Raw genomic sequence first — 15,685 nt, 5'->3', positions numbered from 1 at the left:
CCGGGGCCGCTGGCGCGGAAAACATCGACCTGTATGCCAAGATAGACCGTGACGCCCCCGGCGCGCGCGGCTACCAACATGGCCAATCGGATGTGGAGGCTCCCATGAATGCATTGCTCGACACCGTCGATCCCGACGGCCTATTGGAATATTCGGTGGTCTTCACCGACCGGTCGCTGAACCACATGTCGACGGCCTTTCAAGGCGTGATGACCGACATCTCGTCGATGCTGAAACAGGTCTACAATGCCGATGCGGTGGCCTTGGTGCCCGGCGGTGGCACGTTTGGGATGGAGGCCGTCGCCCGCCAATTCGCGCAAGACACGGATGTGCTGGTGGTGCGCAACGGCTGGTTCAGTTTCCGCTGGTCGCAGATCCTGGATGCGGGCGGATTTGCCCGCGATGTGACCGTGATGAAGGCCCGGCCAACGGGCAATGCGCCGCAATCGCCCTATGCGCCCGCACCCATCGAAGAGGTCACGGCAAAGATCGCCGAGGTCAAACCGGGCATTGTCTTCGCGCCCCATGTGGAGACCTCTGCCGGTGTGATCTTGCCCGATGTTTACATCCGTAAACTCGCCGAGGCGGCCCATGATGTCGGGGCGCTGATGGTGCTGGATTGCATCGCATCGGGCTGCGCCTGGGTCGATATGAAGGCGACGGGCGTCGATGTTTTGATCTCAGCGCCGCAAAAGGGCTGGTCGGCGCAACCCTGCGCCGGTCTGGTGATGATGTCGGAGCGCGCCGTGGCGCGGATGGAGGAGACCTCGTCAAACAGCTTCGCAGGCGATCTGAAGGGATGGCACAAGATCATGGCCACCTATGAGGCGGGTGGTCACGCCTATCACGCCACGATGCCCACCGACGCCTTGCGCGTGTTCCGAGACACCATGATCGAGACCCGCGATTTCGGCTTCGACAAGCTAAAACAGGCGCAATGGGCGCTCGGCGATGGTGTGCGCGCGATGCTGGCGGAAAAGGGCGTCGTGTCCGTCGCGGCCGATGGCTTCGGGGCGCCCGGTGTCGTGGTCAGCTATACCGATGACCCGGCGATCAAATCCGGCGCCGCCTTTGCCGCCCACGGGATGCAGATCGCCGCCGGGGTGCCGTTGCAGGTGGACGAGCCAGAGGGTTTCATGACCTTCCGCCTGGGGCTCTTTGGCTTGGATAAGCTCTATGATGTCGACGCCGCGCTCGCGCGCTTGAAAACCGTCATCGACAAGGTCTTTCCAAATTGAGCGACGGGACGGCCCGCGCTATTGCCGTCTTCCATTGGCCCTAAATACCCAAATTCCAAGGCCAGATACCGGGCGCGCCGGATAGGTTTTATCCGGTCGCCCCGAGGCCAGCGCGCATCAGGCTCCTGCGTATCGGCGTGATGCCATGCAGCGCACTGAGCGCCCGCATCCGTAGATCCCGCAAGGTCTGGGCATTGGCCATCGAGGCGCGGTTCAACGCGCCGACGCCCGCCACGCGCGCAGTGACCTCCGGGTGACGCGCGCGGTGATAACGGTCCAGTCCCGCCGCAGCGCCGGGATCCTCGCGGTTCGCTTCGGCTATGTCCAAAAGGCAGGCAATATCGCCAAGGCTCATGTTCAACCCCTGGGCGCCAATAGGCGGGACGACATGGGCAGCCTCGGCCACAAGGGCCACCCGTTCCGCGGACATGCGCGCGGCGTTTTGCGAGATGATCGGCCACATGGTCCGACGACTGGCCACACGCAGGGGGCCATAGATGCCGCCAGAGCGCGCGGTCATCTCGATATTAAACTCCGGCTCAGGAAGCGCAGCCAGGCGCGCGGCCTCGGCACCGCGTTCCATCCATACGACGGCCGAGCAGGCCTGCCCCTCATGGTCGGGCAGGGGCACCAGGGTGAAGGGCCCACCGGTGCGGTGGATTTCGGTCGAGACATTGCCATGTGGCGCGTCGTGGGTCACCGCGAAGGCGAGGGCTTTCTGGCCATAGCGCGTGGTGGCAACGTCGATCCCGGCGGCTTCGCGCACGGGCGAGTCACGGCCATCGGCGGCAATCACCAGTTTCGCGCGCAGGCGTGTGCCATCGGTCAAGGTCACGCGCGCCTCCGACATCCGTGTCAGAAGATGGGCGGTGCCTGTGCCTGACCGGAACTCGGCATCCGGCAACGTGTCGAGATGGGCGACCATCTCGCGCCGCAAAAGCCAGTTTGGCAGGTTCCAGCCAAAGGGCTGATCCGAAATGTCGGCCGCGTCGAAATCGTGCGTGGCGCGGGCTGTGGCATCGGGCCCGCCCGCATCGACGATGCGCATCACTTGCAGCGGCGTGGCATGGGGCGCAAAGCGCGGCCAGAGGCCGATCTGGTCGAGGAAGGTCCGCGATGGTTGTAGAAACGCGGTGGTGCGCAGGTCTGCGCCATCGCTGTCGCGGTCGGTGATGGGTGGCGCCGGATCAGCGCAAAGCGTGCGAAACCCGGCCTGCGCAAATGCGATGGTGGCAGCCAGCCCGGCCACCCCGCCGCCCGACACGAAGACGTCGATATCGATCAAATCTGTCATGGGCCTTAGATAGACCTGTGGCCGAGCCGGGACCAGTGACCAATGGTCCTAGGGGGGCATCGTGGCGCCCCCAATCAAATTGCGCGCCTGCGGCGCAAGCGATGTTTCGTTTGGCGCTAGGTTGGAAGGTTTTGCAAAAAGACCGACAGGTCGCCCGTGTGGTGATGAATATGCGGCACGGGGTGTGGATCCGGCGCGACATGGATGGTCGTCAGGCCCATTGCGTGCGGCACGGAGAGGTTGCGCGGCTCATCCTCGAACATCGCGGCGCGGCTGTGCGTGAGCCCATCGGCGGTAAAAATCGTCTCGAAGGCCTGCGCGTCGGGTTTGGGGTGATAGCCCGCATGTTCGACCCCGTAGATCGCATCGAACAGATCGCTGAGCCCGCGGGCATGGGTCACCGCCTCGGCATAGGGGGCGGTGCCGTTTGTGTAGATGATCTTGCGGCCGGGCAGGGCGGCGATGGCCCGGGCCAGATCCGGATCGGGGCGGAGCACCGAGAAATCGATGTCATGGACGGCGATCAGATAGGGCTCCGGGTCGACATCGTGGTGGCGCATCAGGCCCGCCAGCGTTGTGCCGTGATCTTCGTAATAACGATGGCGTAGACCGTCGGCCTCGTCGCGGGCCACGCCAAGCGCGGTCATCACGTACTCGGTCATCCGCGCGTTGACTTGCGGAAACAGCGCCATCTGCGGCGGGTAGAGCGTGTTGTCCAGGTCAAAGACCCAGGTTTCGATATCGGTCAGCTGTGCCATAAGGCGCCCTAACGCGTCGGGCGGGGCGGGCGCAACCCACTGGACAGCCCAAAGCGCCGCGCGTAGCGTCCGGGGGCTTGACCTACGGAGATGCGCCAATGAGCGATGCCGCCCAAAAAGACGCCTATGCGATGATCCTCGACGCGATCGATGGCGGCGTCTATCGGCCCGGGGCAAGGCTGGTCGAAAGCGAGTTGGCGGAGCGGTTTGGGGTCAGCCGGACCCCGATCCGCGAGGCGTTGCAGCGGCTGGAGACGCAATCGCTGCTGACGCGCGACGGGCGGTCGCTGATCGTGGCGTCGCTGGATCACGCCCAGATGGCGGAGCTTTATACCGTGCGCCAAGAGTTGGAGGGGCTGGCGGCGCGTCTGGCGGCGCAACATGCGGCTAGCGAGGAGATCGCGGTACTGCGCGACATGGTGGAGCAGGATCGCGGATTGCTGGACGATCCCCAAGCTTTGGCGCGGGCCAACAAGCGGTTTCACCATCAGATCCACCTGGCATCGCACAACCGCTATCTGGTGCAGCAACTGGATCTGGTCTACCGGTCCATGGCGTTGATGGCGCGGACCTCGCTGGCGGCGGCGGGGCGCGGAGAAGATGCGCTGGCCGAACATGCCACGATTGTGGAGGCGATTGCGGCGCGGGATGGGGACCGGGCCGCCGAGGCCCTGAAGGCGCATTTGTCGAAGGCGTTTCAGGTGCGGTTGCGCGAAGAGGCTGCGGCGGGCGCCTGATCGTCAAGCGCAGGCGCGGTTTCCGCGCCGCCGAATTTCCCATGCTCGGTTTTGGCCCAGAAGAAGGGCCGGACAATCATCTCAAATGCGCCGAGCCAGGCGGCGAATGTGCCGAAGAGGTAATACGGCTCCACAAGGGGTGTCATCGGCCTGAGATGACGCAGATGCGGCGCGCGGGTCGCATAGATGGAGATCGTGATAGAGCCCAGCAGCCCCGCGACCATCAGCGTGGCCAAGATGCCGTAGGCGAAAGGCGACAGGACCGCATCCAGCGGATGCCAAAACCCAAAGGGCTTGACCATGAGGCTCCAGAGCAGCGGTGCCAGTAAGAAACCGGCAACCGCCCCGAGGAATTGCACTTGCACCCATGCAAACCGCCAGGCGCCCAGTTCTGCCAGCAGGGCGCGGGGGCGGCGCATCGCGGCCCCCCAGGTCATCAGATAGCCTTTCAACCAGCGAGAGCGCTGCCGGATCCAGGGCAAGGCGGCGGCGTTGGCCTCTTCATAAGTGGTGGTGTCCACAAGCTGCGTGACATAGCCCGCGCGGGCGAGACGGAGGCCAAGCTCCGCATCTTCGGTCACGTTATGGGCATCCCAGGCGCCGACCTCTTCCAGGATCTTGCGCCGCATGAATAGGGTGGTGCCGCCCAAAGGTACGACCAGGCCCATCTTCTCGACCCCGGGCAGCAAGACGCGGAACCAGGCGGCATATTCCACTGTGAACAGGCCAGCCATCCAATTGTGCCGGGCGTTGTAATAGTCGAGCCGCCCTTGCAAACAGGCGACATCGGCGGGCGCATCGGCAAAGCCTTGAACAATCTTGTGGATCTGATCGGGATCGGGGCGATCCTCGGCGTCATAGATGCCGACGATTTCGCCACGGGCGAAGTTGAGCGCATAATTCAGCGCGCGTGGTTTGGTCTGAGGGTGCCCGTGCGGCACGATGATGGCGCGCATCCAAGGGGGAAGGGTGCCTTTGCGCAACGCGTTTAGCGTGGTGGGATCGCTTTCTTCGACGGCCAGGATCACATCTAGCCTTTCGCGCGGATAGTCGATCTTGCGCAAGCGGTCGACCAGGGCGCCCGCCACCTCGGGCTCTTGGAACAGGGGCACCAGGATGGTCACAGTGGGCAAGCGCAGGGGCGTGGCGACGGGGGGGGGCGCGTCGTTGGTATTGGCGCGCAGAGTTGTCGCGAAGGCACCGAATTTGAGGGCCGCATTGGCGATATAGATCAAGATCGCCGCACCAAATATCACGGCTGCCAGAATGGACGGTGCGAGTGCCAACAGCGTGACCAGGCCCAGAGAAACGGCCAAAACGATATGGCCCATGGTCTCATTCTGCCAGCCGCGGCAGGAATGCATCGACGGGGCGCGGCCCTCCGCCTCGCGGGCCAGCGCTATGCCGTAGAGTGCGTTCTGGGCGGCGAGGATTTGATCGCGCGGGGCGAGGACAAAAATCACGCGCGTCTTTTCGGGTAACGCGGCGCGCAGCACCTCCGCCTGATCCGGCCTGGATGTGGCGACGACCAATGCGCGCCCGGCGCGCCGCCAGATCACAGCCTCGGCGGACAGGGCCCTACCAACAGGGAGCAGGCGTGCAACCTCCGCGTCGGGTGCTGCGGCGGTCAGATCGGCGGTGCCGTAGCCGTAGAATTCGGACAGCGCCGATAACAGATCGCGCTCCGCCAGCATCCCGCGGGCCTGGGCGATTTGCCCAAAAGACAGCGATTGCCCACGCAGCGCCGCCATGATTTCTGTGATCTGAGATTGGGACAGGATGCCTTGATCCAGCAACATTGCGGCAAGCCACTGCGCCTCGGCCTCGATCGGGTTGGAATGGGTTGGTGCAACGGAGGGTGTCGCCCGCGCGGGCCGAGCCACGCGCGCCAGATTTCCGGTTGCGGCCTGGGCGCCGAACTGGATCGGTCGTTGGGGGCGATCCCCGTCCAAATCACTAAATCCCGCTGAAACCAACAAAGAAGCTTGCAAACCCCTTGGTCACGCGAGATCGGTTAAGAAACCGTTAAAAACTGGTTAACGGAGCTGGAAAAGTTTTCTGAGAAATCTGTGTGTCGATCAGGCGGGAGCTTTGGTTCGATTATGGATCGCCTCGGCAAACCGTTCGAACAAGTAAAAGCTGTCCTGTGGGCCTGGGCTCGCTTCGGGGTGATATTGCACAGAGAAGACGGGGCGCCCGTCCAGCTTGATCCCGCAATTCGACCCGTCGAAGAGGCTGACATGGGTCTCGGATACGCCTGCGGGCAGGGTCTGACTATCGACCGTAAAGCCATGGTTCATCGAGGTGATCTCGACCTTGCCGGTCTGAAGATCCTTAACGGGGTGGTTGGCGCCGTGGTGGCCGTGGTTCATCTTGACCGTCTTGGCGCCAAGCGCGAGGGCGAGCATTTGGTGGCCCAGGCAAATCCCGAAGGTCGGCAGCCCCGCATCGAGGACGCCCTTGATCATCGGGACCGCATAGGCGCCGGTCGCGGCGGGGTCGCCTGGGCCGTTGGACAGGAACACGCCATCGGGCGATTGCGCCAGAACCTCTTCTGCCGTTGCGGTGGCGGGCATCACCGTGACGTCGAGCCCGGCAGAGGCCAAGCAGCGTAGGATGTTGCGCTTGGCGCCGTAATCCAGGGCCACAACCTTGGGCGCCGGGCCCTCGCGCCGCGTGTAGCCGTCCGGCCAGGCCCACCGCATCTCGTCCCAGCGGTAGCTTTGGGCGCAGGTGACCTCTTTGGCCAGATCCAGACCCTCCAGCCCGGAAAAGCCGCGCGCCGCAGCGACCAGCGCCTCCAGATCGAACTTGCCGTCGGGATCATGGGCCAAGGCGACATGGGGCGCGCCCTGCTGACGGATCGCGCGGGTCAGCCGCCGTGTATCCACGCCACCGATGCCGATCCGGTCCGTGCGCGCCAGCCACTCGACCAGATGCCCCTGAGCGCGCCAGTTCGACGGCTCGGTCGGGTCCCATTTTACCACCATCGCCTCGGCCACCGGATCGGCGGTTTCGTCATCCTCCGATGTGGTGCCGGTATTGCCGATATGGGGGAAGGTGAAGGTCACGATCTGCCCAGCATAGGAGGGATCGGTCATGATCTCCTGATAGCCGGTCATCGCCGTGTTGAAGCACAGCTCGGCCACGCGGATGCCCGTTGCCCCAAATCCACGACCGTAAAAGATGGTCCCATCGGCGAGAACGAGGCAGGCGGTGGGGTGATCGGCCATTGTGAGATCTCCGGGCTGAGTGGCGGGCGGGCAAATTGCTGGGGGTGTAGGGGGACAGTCCGGGCGCGTCAAGGCGCAGTGCAAGCGCTTGTTGCCCGTTTTGTCATCGCCTATGTAGAGCGCTTGTCGGATTTCAAATCACGGGGCAATGGCCATGGGACTGCGCCAGAAAATCAATACCGGCCTGAAAGAGGCGATGCGCGAGAAAGACACGATCCGCCTGTCGACTTTGCGGCTGATCAACGCGGCTGTGAAAGACCAGGACATCGCGGCGCGGGCCAAGGGAAATGCCGACGGCGTCGATGACGGTGAGGTTCTGGCGATCCTGGCCAAAATGGTCAAACAGCGTCAGGAAAGCGTGCGCGCCTATGAAGAGGGCGGTCGTCTGGAATTGGCGGAGCAGGAGCAGGCCGAGATCGCGGTGATCGAAGATTACCTGCCACGCCAATTGACCGAAGAGGAGGTGGCCGAAGCGGTGGATGCGGCGATCACCTCGACCGGTGCCGCCTCAATCCGCGATATGGGCCGGGTGATGGGGGTGCTGAAAGGCAAATATGCAGGCCGCATGGATTTCGGCAAAGTCGGTCCCATGGTGAAAACCCGTCTGGGATAACCCCATCTGGGATTTCGGTGCGCCGTTGGGCGCAAATTTCCGCGCCAGAATATGGGGCACACCGGAGGGACCGGGGCGCCCCCTGAGCCTCATCCGCCGCGGGTGACGTCGGGGCCGCAGAGTTTGAACGGCCCGCAGAACACACCGGGTTCGGGAAAGTCGCCCGGCGGCATGGCAATACTCTGTGCCAGGGCGGGGCCAGCCAACAGGCAGGTGGCAAGAACAAGGACGATCAGGTTGCGGCGCGGCATCGCGTCATCTCCTTCCGAATGCAAGTTGATGACGTCGAACCTGGTGATTTCGACCGCTCGGATCGCTTCGATCTTCGAAATCAGTGCAGGTTTGCCGGGATCGGCGTGGATTGTCCGGAATCGGCGCGTGGAATTTGCGGCGCTGCCCGGCGAAATTCGGTTGGGCTTTGTCCGGTTTCTGCACGGAAGGCGCGGTTGAACGGCCCCAGCGACGCGAACCCCACCGCGTAGGCGATTTCAAGCACTGTTGTCCCTGTCGCGTCAGGATCGCTGAGCATGGCCTTGGCCTCGGTGATGCGGTGGGCATTGATGAAGCTGGAAAAATTCCGATACCCGAGGCCGCCATTGATGGCGCGCCGCAACCGGTGCTCGGGCACGCCCAGTTGATTGGCAAGGCCGCCGATGGTCAGCCCCTCTTCCCGCCAGGCCCCGGCGGCCATGGCGGTCGAGATGCGCTGGATCATGGCGCGATCCGGTCCTGGATCCGGGGCGGGGCGTGGGGCGGAAGGTGTTTCCGCCTGACCCGGCCAAAGGTCCATATTCGGCGTCAGGATCCAGATCGCGAAGCCGAGCGTTACTGCGAATGTGCCGCCCGATTGCGTCAGTGCCAGGGGCATGGATCCGGGCTGTGCCACACCGAGGACCTGCAGCATGGTCAGCACAAGACCAAGCCCCGCAATCGCCGCCGCAAATCCTGGACGCGCCCGGCAGCGCCGTTCGACCAAATCATCGCGCGAGGTCCAGAGCGCCAAGCCAAACAATGCCCCGTAAAGCAGCATTGCACAGGCCGCGCAGATTGCGCCAAGGGCCAGCTGCGGAAAGCTCAGATCGAGATAGAGAATGGCCGATACGATACTTGAGGCCACAAGCCATGGCCATCGTCGCCCCGGCGCGTCGAGAAAGATGGTCACGATCAACCAGGTGATTGCATTGGGAACGAGGCTGGCAAACAGGATCAGATTCGCGGAAATCGCAGGCGGAAGATCGAATGCTGCCGGTGCGTGGATCACCAGAAACGCGCTTTTGGCCAGTGCCACGGCGACAATCGAAATCCGCCCCTCCCATCCGATCGGGGCACGCCACAGCAATCCGGCCAGCAGGAACAGCATACCGATCGCAGCGCCTCGGATCGCGATATCGACAAACAGCATCGGGGGATCTCCGTCATTGTTTGCCGCCACCTTAGCGTCGAATACGCGATTGAACGCGCCGATTTGTGAATACCGGCCCGTCGATTATTGCAAAGCTCGAGGTTTTGGCGGGATCAGGCCGCGCGCATCTCTCGATCGAGAAGCGATTTCAGCTCCGAGCGCTCGCTGGGCGTCAGAAACGATCCCAGCTCCACCTCACGCGGGCCGCCTTGCAGGGTAAGGTAGTTTGGCACCGGGCCGCCTTTATGGTGCAAGGTCATGCGGACCCAATAAGGGTTCGCTTCCCAATCCTGCGCAGGGCGGCGCCGCTCATGCCGTTCGATGCGGATCAGATCGTCCCAAAGCAGAACGTCCTCATAGAGCTCCATGTCGCGCCAGGAGCGTTGCAGCGCCGCCCAGATCCCCCAGATCGCAGCGATTAGAAACGGCAGCAGGGCCCAGAAGACCGATGTTCCGATAATGCTCAGCAGCGGCATCGAAATCAGGCCCGCGGTGATCCCGATGAACCACACGAACCCTTCGGGCGTCAGAGATTTGTGGGGCGTCAGGATCAAACGCAAGCGCGGGGCGCCGCGGGCGGGGGTGGGATCATCTGGTGTCGCGGGTCGGATCGGCATCTTCGGTCAGGTTGCTTTAAGGCGATGAACGCATTCGAACACCGTCAGGGTGAGACTTGCGGCACTGGCGGTAAGAAGCAGAGCCATGCCCGTGAAGCTAGCAAGGGCCAGGCGATTGGCAAATGCAAGATAATCGATATACCGTCGCGGCATCGCCAGACCGGGGATGACGTGCGGAAATGCCCAAAGCCAAGCGCCAAGCAGACCCGCAAAAAGGCAGATATACCCGGCGGCAGAGACCCAACGCCGCGATGCGCGGCGCAGCATTAGATAGTGCAAGGCGACGGGCAACAAGGCGGCGATTATGACACCGACGGCCATGTGGAGATTGGCGACGACATAGTAGGTGTCTTCAGTCGAGGCCAAGCCGATCACCGTGACGCCGGTGTTGGAGATGACTTGCCAGAACAAAGCGGCATAGCCAGCGACCAGCAATGCGTCGAAGAGGTTGAAGGCCCGCGGTGTCATGGGTCAGCTCGCTTTGGTTCGGTGGTGAAATGCGCGATCATGGTGGCCAGTCGGGCCTTTTATGCTGAAGACCCTCGCAGAGAATACCCATGCGCCAAGATATCACAAAAATCGCGCTGCGCAGAACGGTGGCGCCTTCGGTGCGGGCGCGTATGGGCACCGATTTGGGGGGGAGCCATGGACCAAAGGAAAGGCTCTGCCCAACACCCCGCATAGGCAAGTAGGGCGTCCAAGTCGAAAGACGCGCCTTTGGGATTAGTGCCGCAATCGGGAGTGCAGAACGGCAGCCAGACCTACAACACGCGCAAGATCTGCACCGAGCATTGCCGTGTGCAGCAGAGCGCTCTCATGGCCTTGAGGAGGCGATAAACGCAACACAGGCGCCCTTGTGTCGGGCGCCTGTGGCAAAGATTTGGAAAACGCCGGCGGGTGTCATCCGACGCTTTTGGTCTGTGCTAGTGATGCGGTTGCTTGTCCCACATCTCGCGCGTCGGAAGCTCTTCGAATGTGTGCTCCGGCGGCGGGTTGGGCAGGGTCCATTCCAGTGTATCCGCGTGCTCACCCCAATAGGCGGGCTCGGTCACGCGTTTCCCGGCGAAGAGTGCGTAGAACACGATGCCGATGAACAGAATGAACGATGCAAACGAGATGAAGGCCCCGATCGACGACCACCAATTCCACAGCGCAAATGCCTCGTTATAGTCGATATAGCGACGTGGCATACCCTGGCGGCCCAGGAAGTGCTGCGGGAAGAAGGTCAGGTTGGCGCCGATGAAGAACGTCCAGAAATGCACCTTGCCGAGGAACTCGTTGTACATCCGGCCCGACATCTTGGTGAACCAGTAATAGACCGCGGCGAAGATCCCGAAGACGGCCCCGAGGCTCATCACATAATGGAAGTGCGCCACGACATAGTAGGTGTCGTGATAGGCACGGTCCACGCCAGCCTGTGACAGGATGATCCCGGTCACACCGCCGAAGGTGAAGAGGATGATGAAGCCGATGGCAAACAACATGGGCGTCTTGAACTGGATCGAGCCCATCCACATGGTCGCGATCCACGAGAAGATTTTCACTCCCGTGGGGACCGCGATGACCATGGTCGCCACCATGAAGTAGGCCTGCTGGGTCAGCGTCATGCCGGACGTGTACATGTGGTGCGCCCACACGACGAAGCCCAGACCACCGATCGCCACCAAAGCATAGACCATCGGCAGATAGCCGAAGATCGGCTTCTTCGAGAAAGTCGCGATCACATGGCTGATCACGCCGAAGGCTGGCAGGATCACGATGTATACTTCGGGGTGACCGAAGAACCAGAAGATGTGCTGGAACAGGATCGGATCCCCGCCACCGGCCGGATCGAAGAAGGTCGTGCCGAAATTCCGGTCGGTCAGCAGCATGGTGATCGCACCGGCCAGAACTGGCAGCGACAGCAGCAGCAACCAGGCTGTCACAAACACCGACCAGGCAAAGAGCGGCACTTTGTGCAGCGTCATGCCGGGTGCGCGCATGTTCAGGAAGGTGGTGATGAAGTTGATCGAGCCCAGGATCGAAGACGCACCCGAAACGTGGATCGCGAAGATGGCGAAATCCACGGCGCGGCTTGTTTCAACGCCTTGTGACGAGAGCGGCGGGTAGAAGGTCCAGCCCGGACCAGCACCGCCATCGATGAAGACCGCACAGAAGGCCAGCGCCGTCCCGGCGACATACATCCAGTAAGACAGGTTGTTTAGGCGCGGGAACGCCATATCCGGCGCGCCGATCATCAGCGGCATGAAGTAGTTGCCGAAGCCGCCGAACAGGGCGGGAATGACGACGAAGAACATCATCAAAACGCCGTGGCCGGTGATGTAGACGTTCCAGGTATGACCGTCCGGGTTCCCGTCCAACTGATCCATCGTCCCCAGCAAAGCTTGGGCCTCAGCCGGATTTGCAGTGGCAAGCATTGCCTCGAACGAGGCAACGACGTCGGCCCGCAAGCCGCCCGTGATCGAGATATTCTCACCGCCAGCGGCAAGGATTTGCGATTGTACCGTGCTGAGCTGATCGGCGAAGGCGTTTGTGCCACCTCCGGCGGCGGCCAATGCCTCACCCAGCCGTGTGAAGATCGCTTGGATCCCGTCGGCGGAGGATTCGAACGGGATGTACATGAATTGTACGCCCGGCTCCATCAGCTCCATCCGCATGTAGACGGTGAATGCCACCGAGACCAGACCGACGAGGCCCGCGGTGAAGAGGTACAGAATACCGATATCTTTATGGTTTGTGGACATGAACCAGCGGGTGAAGAACCCCGGGCGGTCGTGGCCGTCTTGCCCTGTGAGGGTGGCGTCTGCCATGTGCATCTCCTGTTCGCGTCTGATGCGCGTTGGTCACCTGCGCGGTTGCAGGCACAGCTATCTATCACGCTTCGGTGTAGTGCGGTGCGCGGCCCTGATCAACGCGACATCCCGCGCATGTTTGCATGGAAGGTGGGTAATTTTGGCGCAGGGCGAGGCGGAGAGGCCGGTTTGAGCGGCGTGGCGCAATATTATGCATCGAAATGCGGCACTTGCGCGGTCGCGTGTCAGGTAAACCAGACCGTATAGACGATCCAGGCCGCCAGGAAGGGCGGCAGCAACGCCACGCTCAGCAACAGTCCGTCGCGCAGCATCAGCCCCAAGCCGATCAGGGTGACGCTTAGCGCCAGAAGCGAGGATGACATCGGGACCAGTTCCAGAAATGGCATGCAGAGGCCACAGGCGGCCGATAACAGCAGATACAGCGTGGAAAAGGGTTGTGCGCTGAGCATGGGGAGCCGCCGCGTGGCGTTGCGCTCCAACCAGCGGGCCAGGCGGCGCACGCGTCGCATCGCACCAGCGATCCGGCGCGGGGAGACCTGACGCCGACGCAGCAAGCCCGGAAGCCACAAATTGCCGCGACCCAACGCACTTTGCAGGGCGCAAAAGGCGATGATGGTGCCGCAGACCGAGGACACGAACGGCACACCCGACAGCGGCGAGACGATCAGGAGCGCGGTGAAGGTCATCACCGGCAGCAATCCCTGCCGCCCCGCCGTGCGGATCAGCGTATCGACATCGCCGTGCCCGTCTTCGGCCTGTTCGGTCACCGCATCCACGATATCGGTCAGAACATGGTCATCCGGATCGCGATCCCCGGATGGGTCGGCGTCTTGATCAGGGCTGGCCATCAATGCCCGCCAAACACATCGAAGAAGCTGCGTTTCAGCGCCACATCCAGGTCGTTCATTGTCACCGGCAAACCCAAATCCACCAAGCTGGTTACGCCGTGCCCCTCGATCCCACAGGGCACGATCCCGTCGAAATGGCTCAGATCCGGTTCGACATTGATCGAGATGCCGTGGAAGCTGACCCAACGGCGCATGCGGACACCGATGGCGGCGATCTTGTCTTCGCGTGGCGAGCCGTCGGGCAGGGCAGGCTTTTCCGGGCGGCTGACCCAGACTCCAACGCGGCCCTGCCGAACTTCACCGGTGACGTTAAATTCGGCCAAAGCGGCAATCACCCAGGCCTCCAGCCGTTCGACATAAGCGCGCACGTCGCGACCGCGTTGGCTGAGGTCCAGCATCACATAGGCCACGCGCTGGCCGGGGCCGTGATAGGTGTATTGTCCACCACGACGGGTCTTGAAGACGGGAAACCGGTCGGGATCTTTCAGATCGGCAATATCGGCAGAGGTGCCCGCCGTATAAAGCGGCGGATGTTCCAAAAGCCAGACCGCCTCGGTCGCGGTGCCCGCGGCGATCGCGTTTGCGCGCGCCTCCATCTCGGCCACTGCGTCGAGATAGGGCACCGGACTGTCCGAGGTGATCCAATCGACCATCTGAGTTCCTTTTGGCAGGCGTGTCTTGCGGGCCTTATCCGATAGCGGTTTGCCCGCGTCCAGACATGCGCCCTAGCGCGGCAGCAGCCCGGCATCGCGGATAGCAGGCATATGGGCGCGGCTGACCGGAATGTCATCGCCATGTGTGACGCTCAGCAAGGCGCCGTCGCCGCGACGACGCGCTTTGGTGACCTGGTCCAGCGCCACCCAATGCGAGCGATGCACCTTCAATCCTTTGGCGCCTTCGGTTTCCCGGATTGCGTCGCCGAGCCGCATCAACACCATCTCTTCGCCTTGGGTGGTGCGCACGCGGACATAGTGATCTTCGACCGACAGCGCCACAAGCGCGCCGCGTTTGTCGATCGGCAAACGGTCCAGGATCGCAGGCGGCGCCTCCTGGGCAGAGGACGCGCTGTCAGGCAGCAGCATCATCAGCAAGGTCACCATGATGGCGATGCCCAAGATCAACGCCACATCGGACCAATCCGGCGACGCCCCAAAGGCCAGTCGATTGATCGTCACGATGACTGGCGCAATGACCATACCGGTGACCAAGCCCGCGATGCCCCGCGCGCCCAGCCGCGGCAGACCAGCCAGAGACGGCAAAACCAATGCGTGGCACAGATAGCCCAGGCCGTAAGTCAGCACCGGGACTGAGATCCAATAGCCCATGCGCACGCCCCAGGTCAGGCTGCGATCTGTCCCAAACGGACCCAACAACCCAAGGATCACCCCGATCCCCAGCAGCGCAAAGATCACGCGCCTGTTGGAAAAATGCGCCCGCATTTCACGAAGCGCGGATGGCAGAGTCGCGTCATTCACGAACGGCCTCGGGTCCTTTGCGTAGGGCGGCTTGCCCCGGATTGGCAGCAACGTGCCAGAGGGAGGACATCGCTTCAACCCGAGCGGTTGGCCCATCTCAAACGGAGACCAGAATGACTCTAGACCCTATCCTGCACACCGATCCGGCGATCCAAATCCATCTTGGCGCAGCCAGCCTTGCGATCGCCATCGGGCCGGTGGCGCTGTACCGAAAGCGGCGCGACGTGTGGCACCGAAGTTTGGGGCGTGTCTGGGTGGGCGCGATGGCTCTTTTGGCCATTTCGGGTTTTTTCATCCCGGCGAGACTTCTGCCGGTCCTTGGGCCATTTGGGCCGATTCACCTGTTTTCCATCTGGGCTCTCTACGCGCTGACAACAGGGATGTTGGCGATCCTGCGACGGGATGTTGCGACCCATCAGGCGATCATGCGCACGCTCTATTGGCAGGCTTTGGGGGTTGCAGGCCTTCTGACGCTTTTACCTGGGCGCCGATTGAACGCAGTGGTGTTTGGCGATGCGCAGGAACTGGGGATTTGGGTGATCGGGACCATCGGTTTGGCTGTGTTGGCCCTACGGATCTGGCGCCGCAAACAGGCCGCGACTCCCGGTATTTGACCCAGTAAGGGATTCCAGTATCGGGATTTTGTCGGTTTCGTGT

At 62.7% G+C, this 15,685-nt stretch carries 16 protein-coding genes; 4 read left to right on the top strand and 12 right to left on the bottom strand.

Features of this window, described 5'->3' with window-relative positions; all coding sequences use genetic code 11:
* Window positions 1–104: 104 nt before the first annotated feature.
* Window positions 105–1,238: an aminotransferase class V-fold PLP-dependent enzyme gene (locus tag V8J82_RS02965; RefSeq protein WP_339971995.1), complete on the top strand. Its 1,134-nt coding sequence runs from the start codon at window positions 105–107 to the stop codon at window positions 1,236–1,238.
* Window positions 1,239–1,326: 88 nt separating this feature from the next.
* Here V8J82_RS02965 and V8J82_RS02960 read toward each other — a convergent pair whose 3' ends face one another.
* Window positions 1,327–2,532, bottom strand: coding sequence for a UbiH/UbiF family hydroxylase (locus V8J82_RS02960; RefSeq protein WP_339971993.1), 1,206 nt, complete (start codon window positions 2,530–2,532; stop codon window positions 1,327–1,329).
* A gap of 116 nt (window positions 2,533–2,648) precedes the next feature.
* Window positions 2,649–3,290, bottom strand: coding sequence for a pyrimidine 5'-nucleotidase (locus V8J82_RS02955; RefSeq protein ID WP_339971991.1), 642 nt, complete (start codon window positions 3,288–3,290; stop codon window positions 2,649–2,651).
* Between the two features lie 98 nt (window positions 3,291–3,388).
* On the opposite strand from V8J82_RS02955, the gene V8J82_RS02950 reads away from it, so the two are divergent.
* The gene (locus tag V8J82_RS02950) at window positions 3,389–4,027 is read left to right on the top strand and encodes a GntR family transcriptional regulator (protein WP_339971989.1); all 639 of its coding nucleotides are present in this window, start codon (window positions 3,389–3,391) and stop codon (window positions 4,025–4,027) included.
* Here V8J82_RS02950 and V8J82_RS02945 read toward each other — a convergent pair.
* Together V8J82_RS02945 and carA are read right to left on the bottom strand one after the other, a co-directional pair.
* Complete coding sequence (locus V8J82_RS02945) at window positions 3,988–5,979, bottom strand: glycosyltransferase family 2 protein (RefSeq protein ID WP_339971986.1); 1,992 nt, start codon at window positions 5,977–5,979, stop codon at window positions 3,988–3,990. The genes V8J82_RS02950 and V8J82_RS02945 overlap by 40 nt on opposite strands.
* Before the next feature lie 126 nt (window positions 5,980–6,105).
* Entirely contained in the window at window positions 6,106–7,260 is a 1,155-nt protein-coding gene (gene carA / locus V8J82_RS02940; RefSeq protein WP_339971984.1) for a glutamine-hydrolyzing carbamoyl-phosphate synthase small subunit, read from the bottom strand.
* 154 nt (window positions 7,261–7,414) lie between these two features.
* Here carA and V8J82_RS02935 point away from each other — a divergent pair, with 154 nt between their 5' ends.
* Complete coding sequence (locus V8J82_RS02935) at window positions 7,415–7,873, top strand: GatB/YqeY domain-containing protein (RefSeq protein ID WP_339971982.1); 459 nt, start codon at window positions 7,415–7,417, stop codon at window positions 7,871–7,873.
* Window positions 7,874–7,962: 89 nt separating this feature from the next.
* Here the strand turns inward: V8J82_RS02935 and V8J82_RS02930 are convergent, their stop codons facing one another.
* The 8 genes from V8J82_RS02930 to V8J82_RS02895 form a co-directional block, all read right to left on the bottom strand.
* A complete protein-coding gene (locus V8J82_RS02930; protein ID WP_339971980.1) occupies window positions 7,963–8,124 on the bottom strand; it encodes a hypothetical protein in 162 nt (53 codons plus the stop codon).
* 80 nt (window positions 8,125–8,204) lie between these two features.
* On the bottom strand, window positions 8,205–9,275 hold the full coding sequence (locus tag V8J82_RS02925; RefSeq protein WP_339971978.1) for a helix-turn-helix domain-containing protein: 1,071 nt from the start codon (window positions 9,273–9,275) through the stop codon (window positions 8,205–8,207).
* Between the two features lie 113 nt (window positions 9,276–9,388).
* A complete protein-coding gene (locus V8J82_RS02920; protein ID WP_339971976.1) occupies window positions 9,389–9,892 on the bottom strand; it encodes a DUF2244 domain-containing protein in 504 nt (167 codons plus the stop codon).
* A gap of 6 nt (window positions 9,893–9,898) precedes the next feature.
* Entirely contained in the window at window positions 9,899–10,360 is a 462-nt protein-coding gene (locus V8J82_RS02915) for a heme-copper oxidase family protein (RefSeq protein WP_339971974.1), read from the bottom strand.
* A 455-nt stretch (window positions 10,361–10,815) separates the two neighbouring features.
* Entirely contained in the window at window positions 10,816–12,702 is a 1,887-nt protein-coding gene (locus V8J82_RS02910; RefSeq protein WP_339971972.1) for a cytochrome c oxidase subunit I, read from the bottom strand.
* A 227-nt stretch (window positions 12,703–12,929) separates the two neighbouring features.
* Window positions 12,930–13,553, bottom strand: coding sequence for an exopolysaccharide biosynthesis protein (locus V8J82_RS02905; protein WP_339971970.1), 624 nt, complete (start codon window positions 13,551–13,553; stop codon window positions 12,930–12,932).
* Complete coding sequence (gene lipB, locus V8J82_RS02900) at window positions 13,553–14,224, bottom strand: lipoyl(octanoyl) transferase LipB (protein WP_339974497.1); 672 nt, start codon at window positions 14,222–14,224, stop codon at window positions 13,553–13,555. The genes V8J82_RS02905 and lipB overlap by 1 nt, the downstream gene beginning before the upstream one ends.
* 54 nt (window positions 14,225–14,278) lie before the next feature.
* Window positions 14,279–15,028: a LytTR family DNA-binding domain-containing protein gene (locus tag V8J82_RS02895; protein WP_339971968.1), complete on the bottom strand. Its 750-nt coding sequence runs from the start codon at window positions 15,026–15,028 to the stop codon at window positions 14,279–14,281.
* Between the two features lie 113 nt (window positions 15,029–15,141).
* Between V8J82_RS02895 and V8J82_RS02890 the strand changes: the two genes are divergently transcribed.
* Complete coding sequence (locus tag V8J82_RS02890) at window positions 15,142–15,642, top strand: DUF2306 domain-containing protein (protein WP_339971966.1); 501 nt, start codon at window positions 15,142–15,144, stop codon at window positions 15,640–15,642.
* Window positions 15,643–15,685: the final 43 nt, after the last annotated feature.

Source organism: Gymnodinialimonas mytili (assembly GCF_037544085.1).
GTDB classification, from domain to species: domain Bacteria; phylum Pseudomonadota; class Alphaproteobacteria; order Rhodobacterales; family Rhodobacteraceae; genus Gymnodinialimonas; species Gymnodinialimonas mytili.
This window is presented reverse-complemented; position numbering and strand designations above follow the sequence as displayed.

Excerpts from the sequence above, each read along its gene's own strand:
- V8J82_RS02960 (WP_339971993.1), bottom strand. The coding sequence starts at position 2,532 with ATGACAGATTTGATCGATATCGACGTCTTCGTGTCGGGCGGCGGGGTG.
- V8J82_RS02890 (WP_339971966.1), top strand. The coding sequence starts at position 15,142 with ATGACTCTAGACCCTATCCTGCACACCGATCCGGCGATCCAAATCCAT.
- V8J82_RS02905 (WP_339971970.1), bottom strand. The coding sequence starts at position 13,553 with ATGGCCAGCCCTGATCAAGACGCCGACCCATCCGGGGATCGCGATCCG.
- V8J82_RS02955 (WP_339971991.1), bottom strand. The coding sequence starts at position 3,290 with ATGGCACAGCTGACCGATATCGAAACCTGGGTCTTTGACCTGGACAAC.
- V8J82_RS02950 (WP_339971989.1), top strand. The coding sequence starts at position 3,389 with ATGAGCGATGCCGCCCAAAAAGACGCCTATGCGATGATCCTCGACGCG.
- V8J82_RS02925 (WP_339971978.1), bottom strand. The coding sequence starts at position 9,275 with ATGCTGTTTGTCGATATCGCGATCCGAGGCGCTGCGATCGGTATGCTG.
- carA (WP_339971984.1), bottom strand. The coding sequence starts at position 7,260 with ATGGCCGATCACCCCACCGCCTGCCTCGTTCTCGCCGATGGGACCATC.
- V8J82_RS02910 (WP_339971972.1), bottom strand. The coding sequence starts at position 12,702 with ATGGCAGACGCCACCCTCACAGGGCAAGACGGCCACGACCGCCCGGGG.
- V8J82_RS02915 (WP_339971974.1), bottom strand. The coding sequence starts at position 10,360 with ATGACACCGCGGGCCTTCAACCTCTTCGACGCATTGCTGGTCGCTGGC.
- V8J82_RS02930 (WP_339971980.1), bottom strand. The coding sequence starts at position 8,124 with ATGCCGCGCCGCAACCTGATCGTCCTTGTTCTTGCCACCTGCCTGTTG.
- V8J82_RS02920 (WP_339971976.1), bottom strand. The coding sequence starts at position 9,892 with ATGCCGATCCGACCCGCGACACCAGATGATCCCACCCCCGCCCGCGGC.
- V8J82_RS02935 (WP_339971982.1), top strand. The coding sequence starts at position 7,415 with ATGGGACTGCGCCAGAAAATCAATACCGGCCTGAAAGAGGCGATGCGC.
- V8J82_RS02965 (WP_339971995.1), top strand. The coding sequence starts at position 105 with ATGAATGCATTGCTCGACACCGTCGATCCCGACGGCCTATTGGAATAT.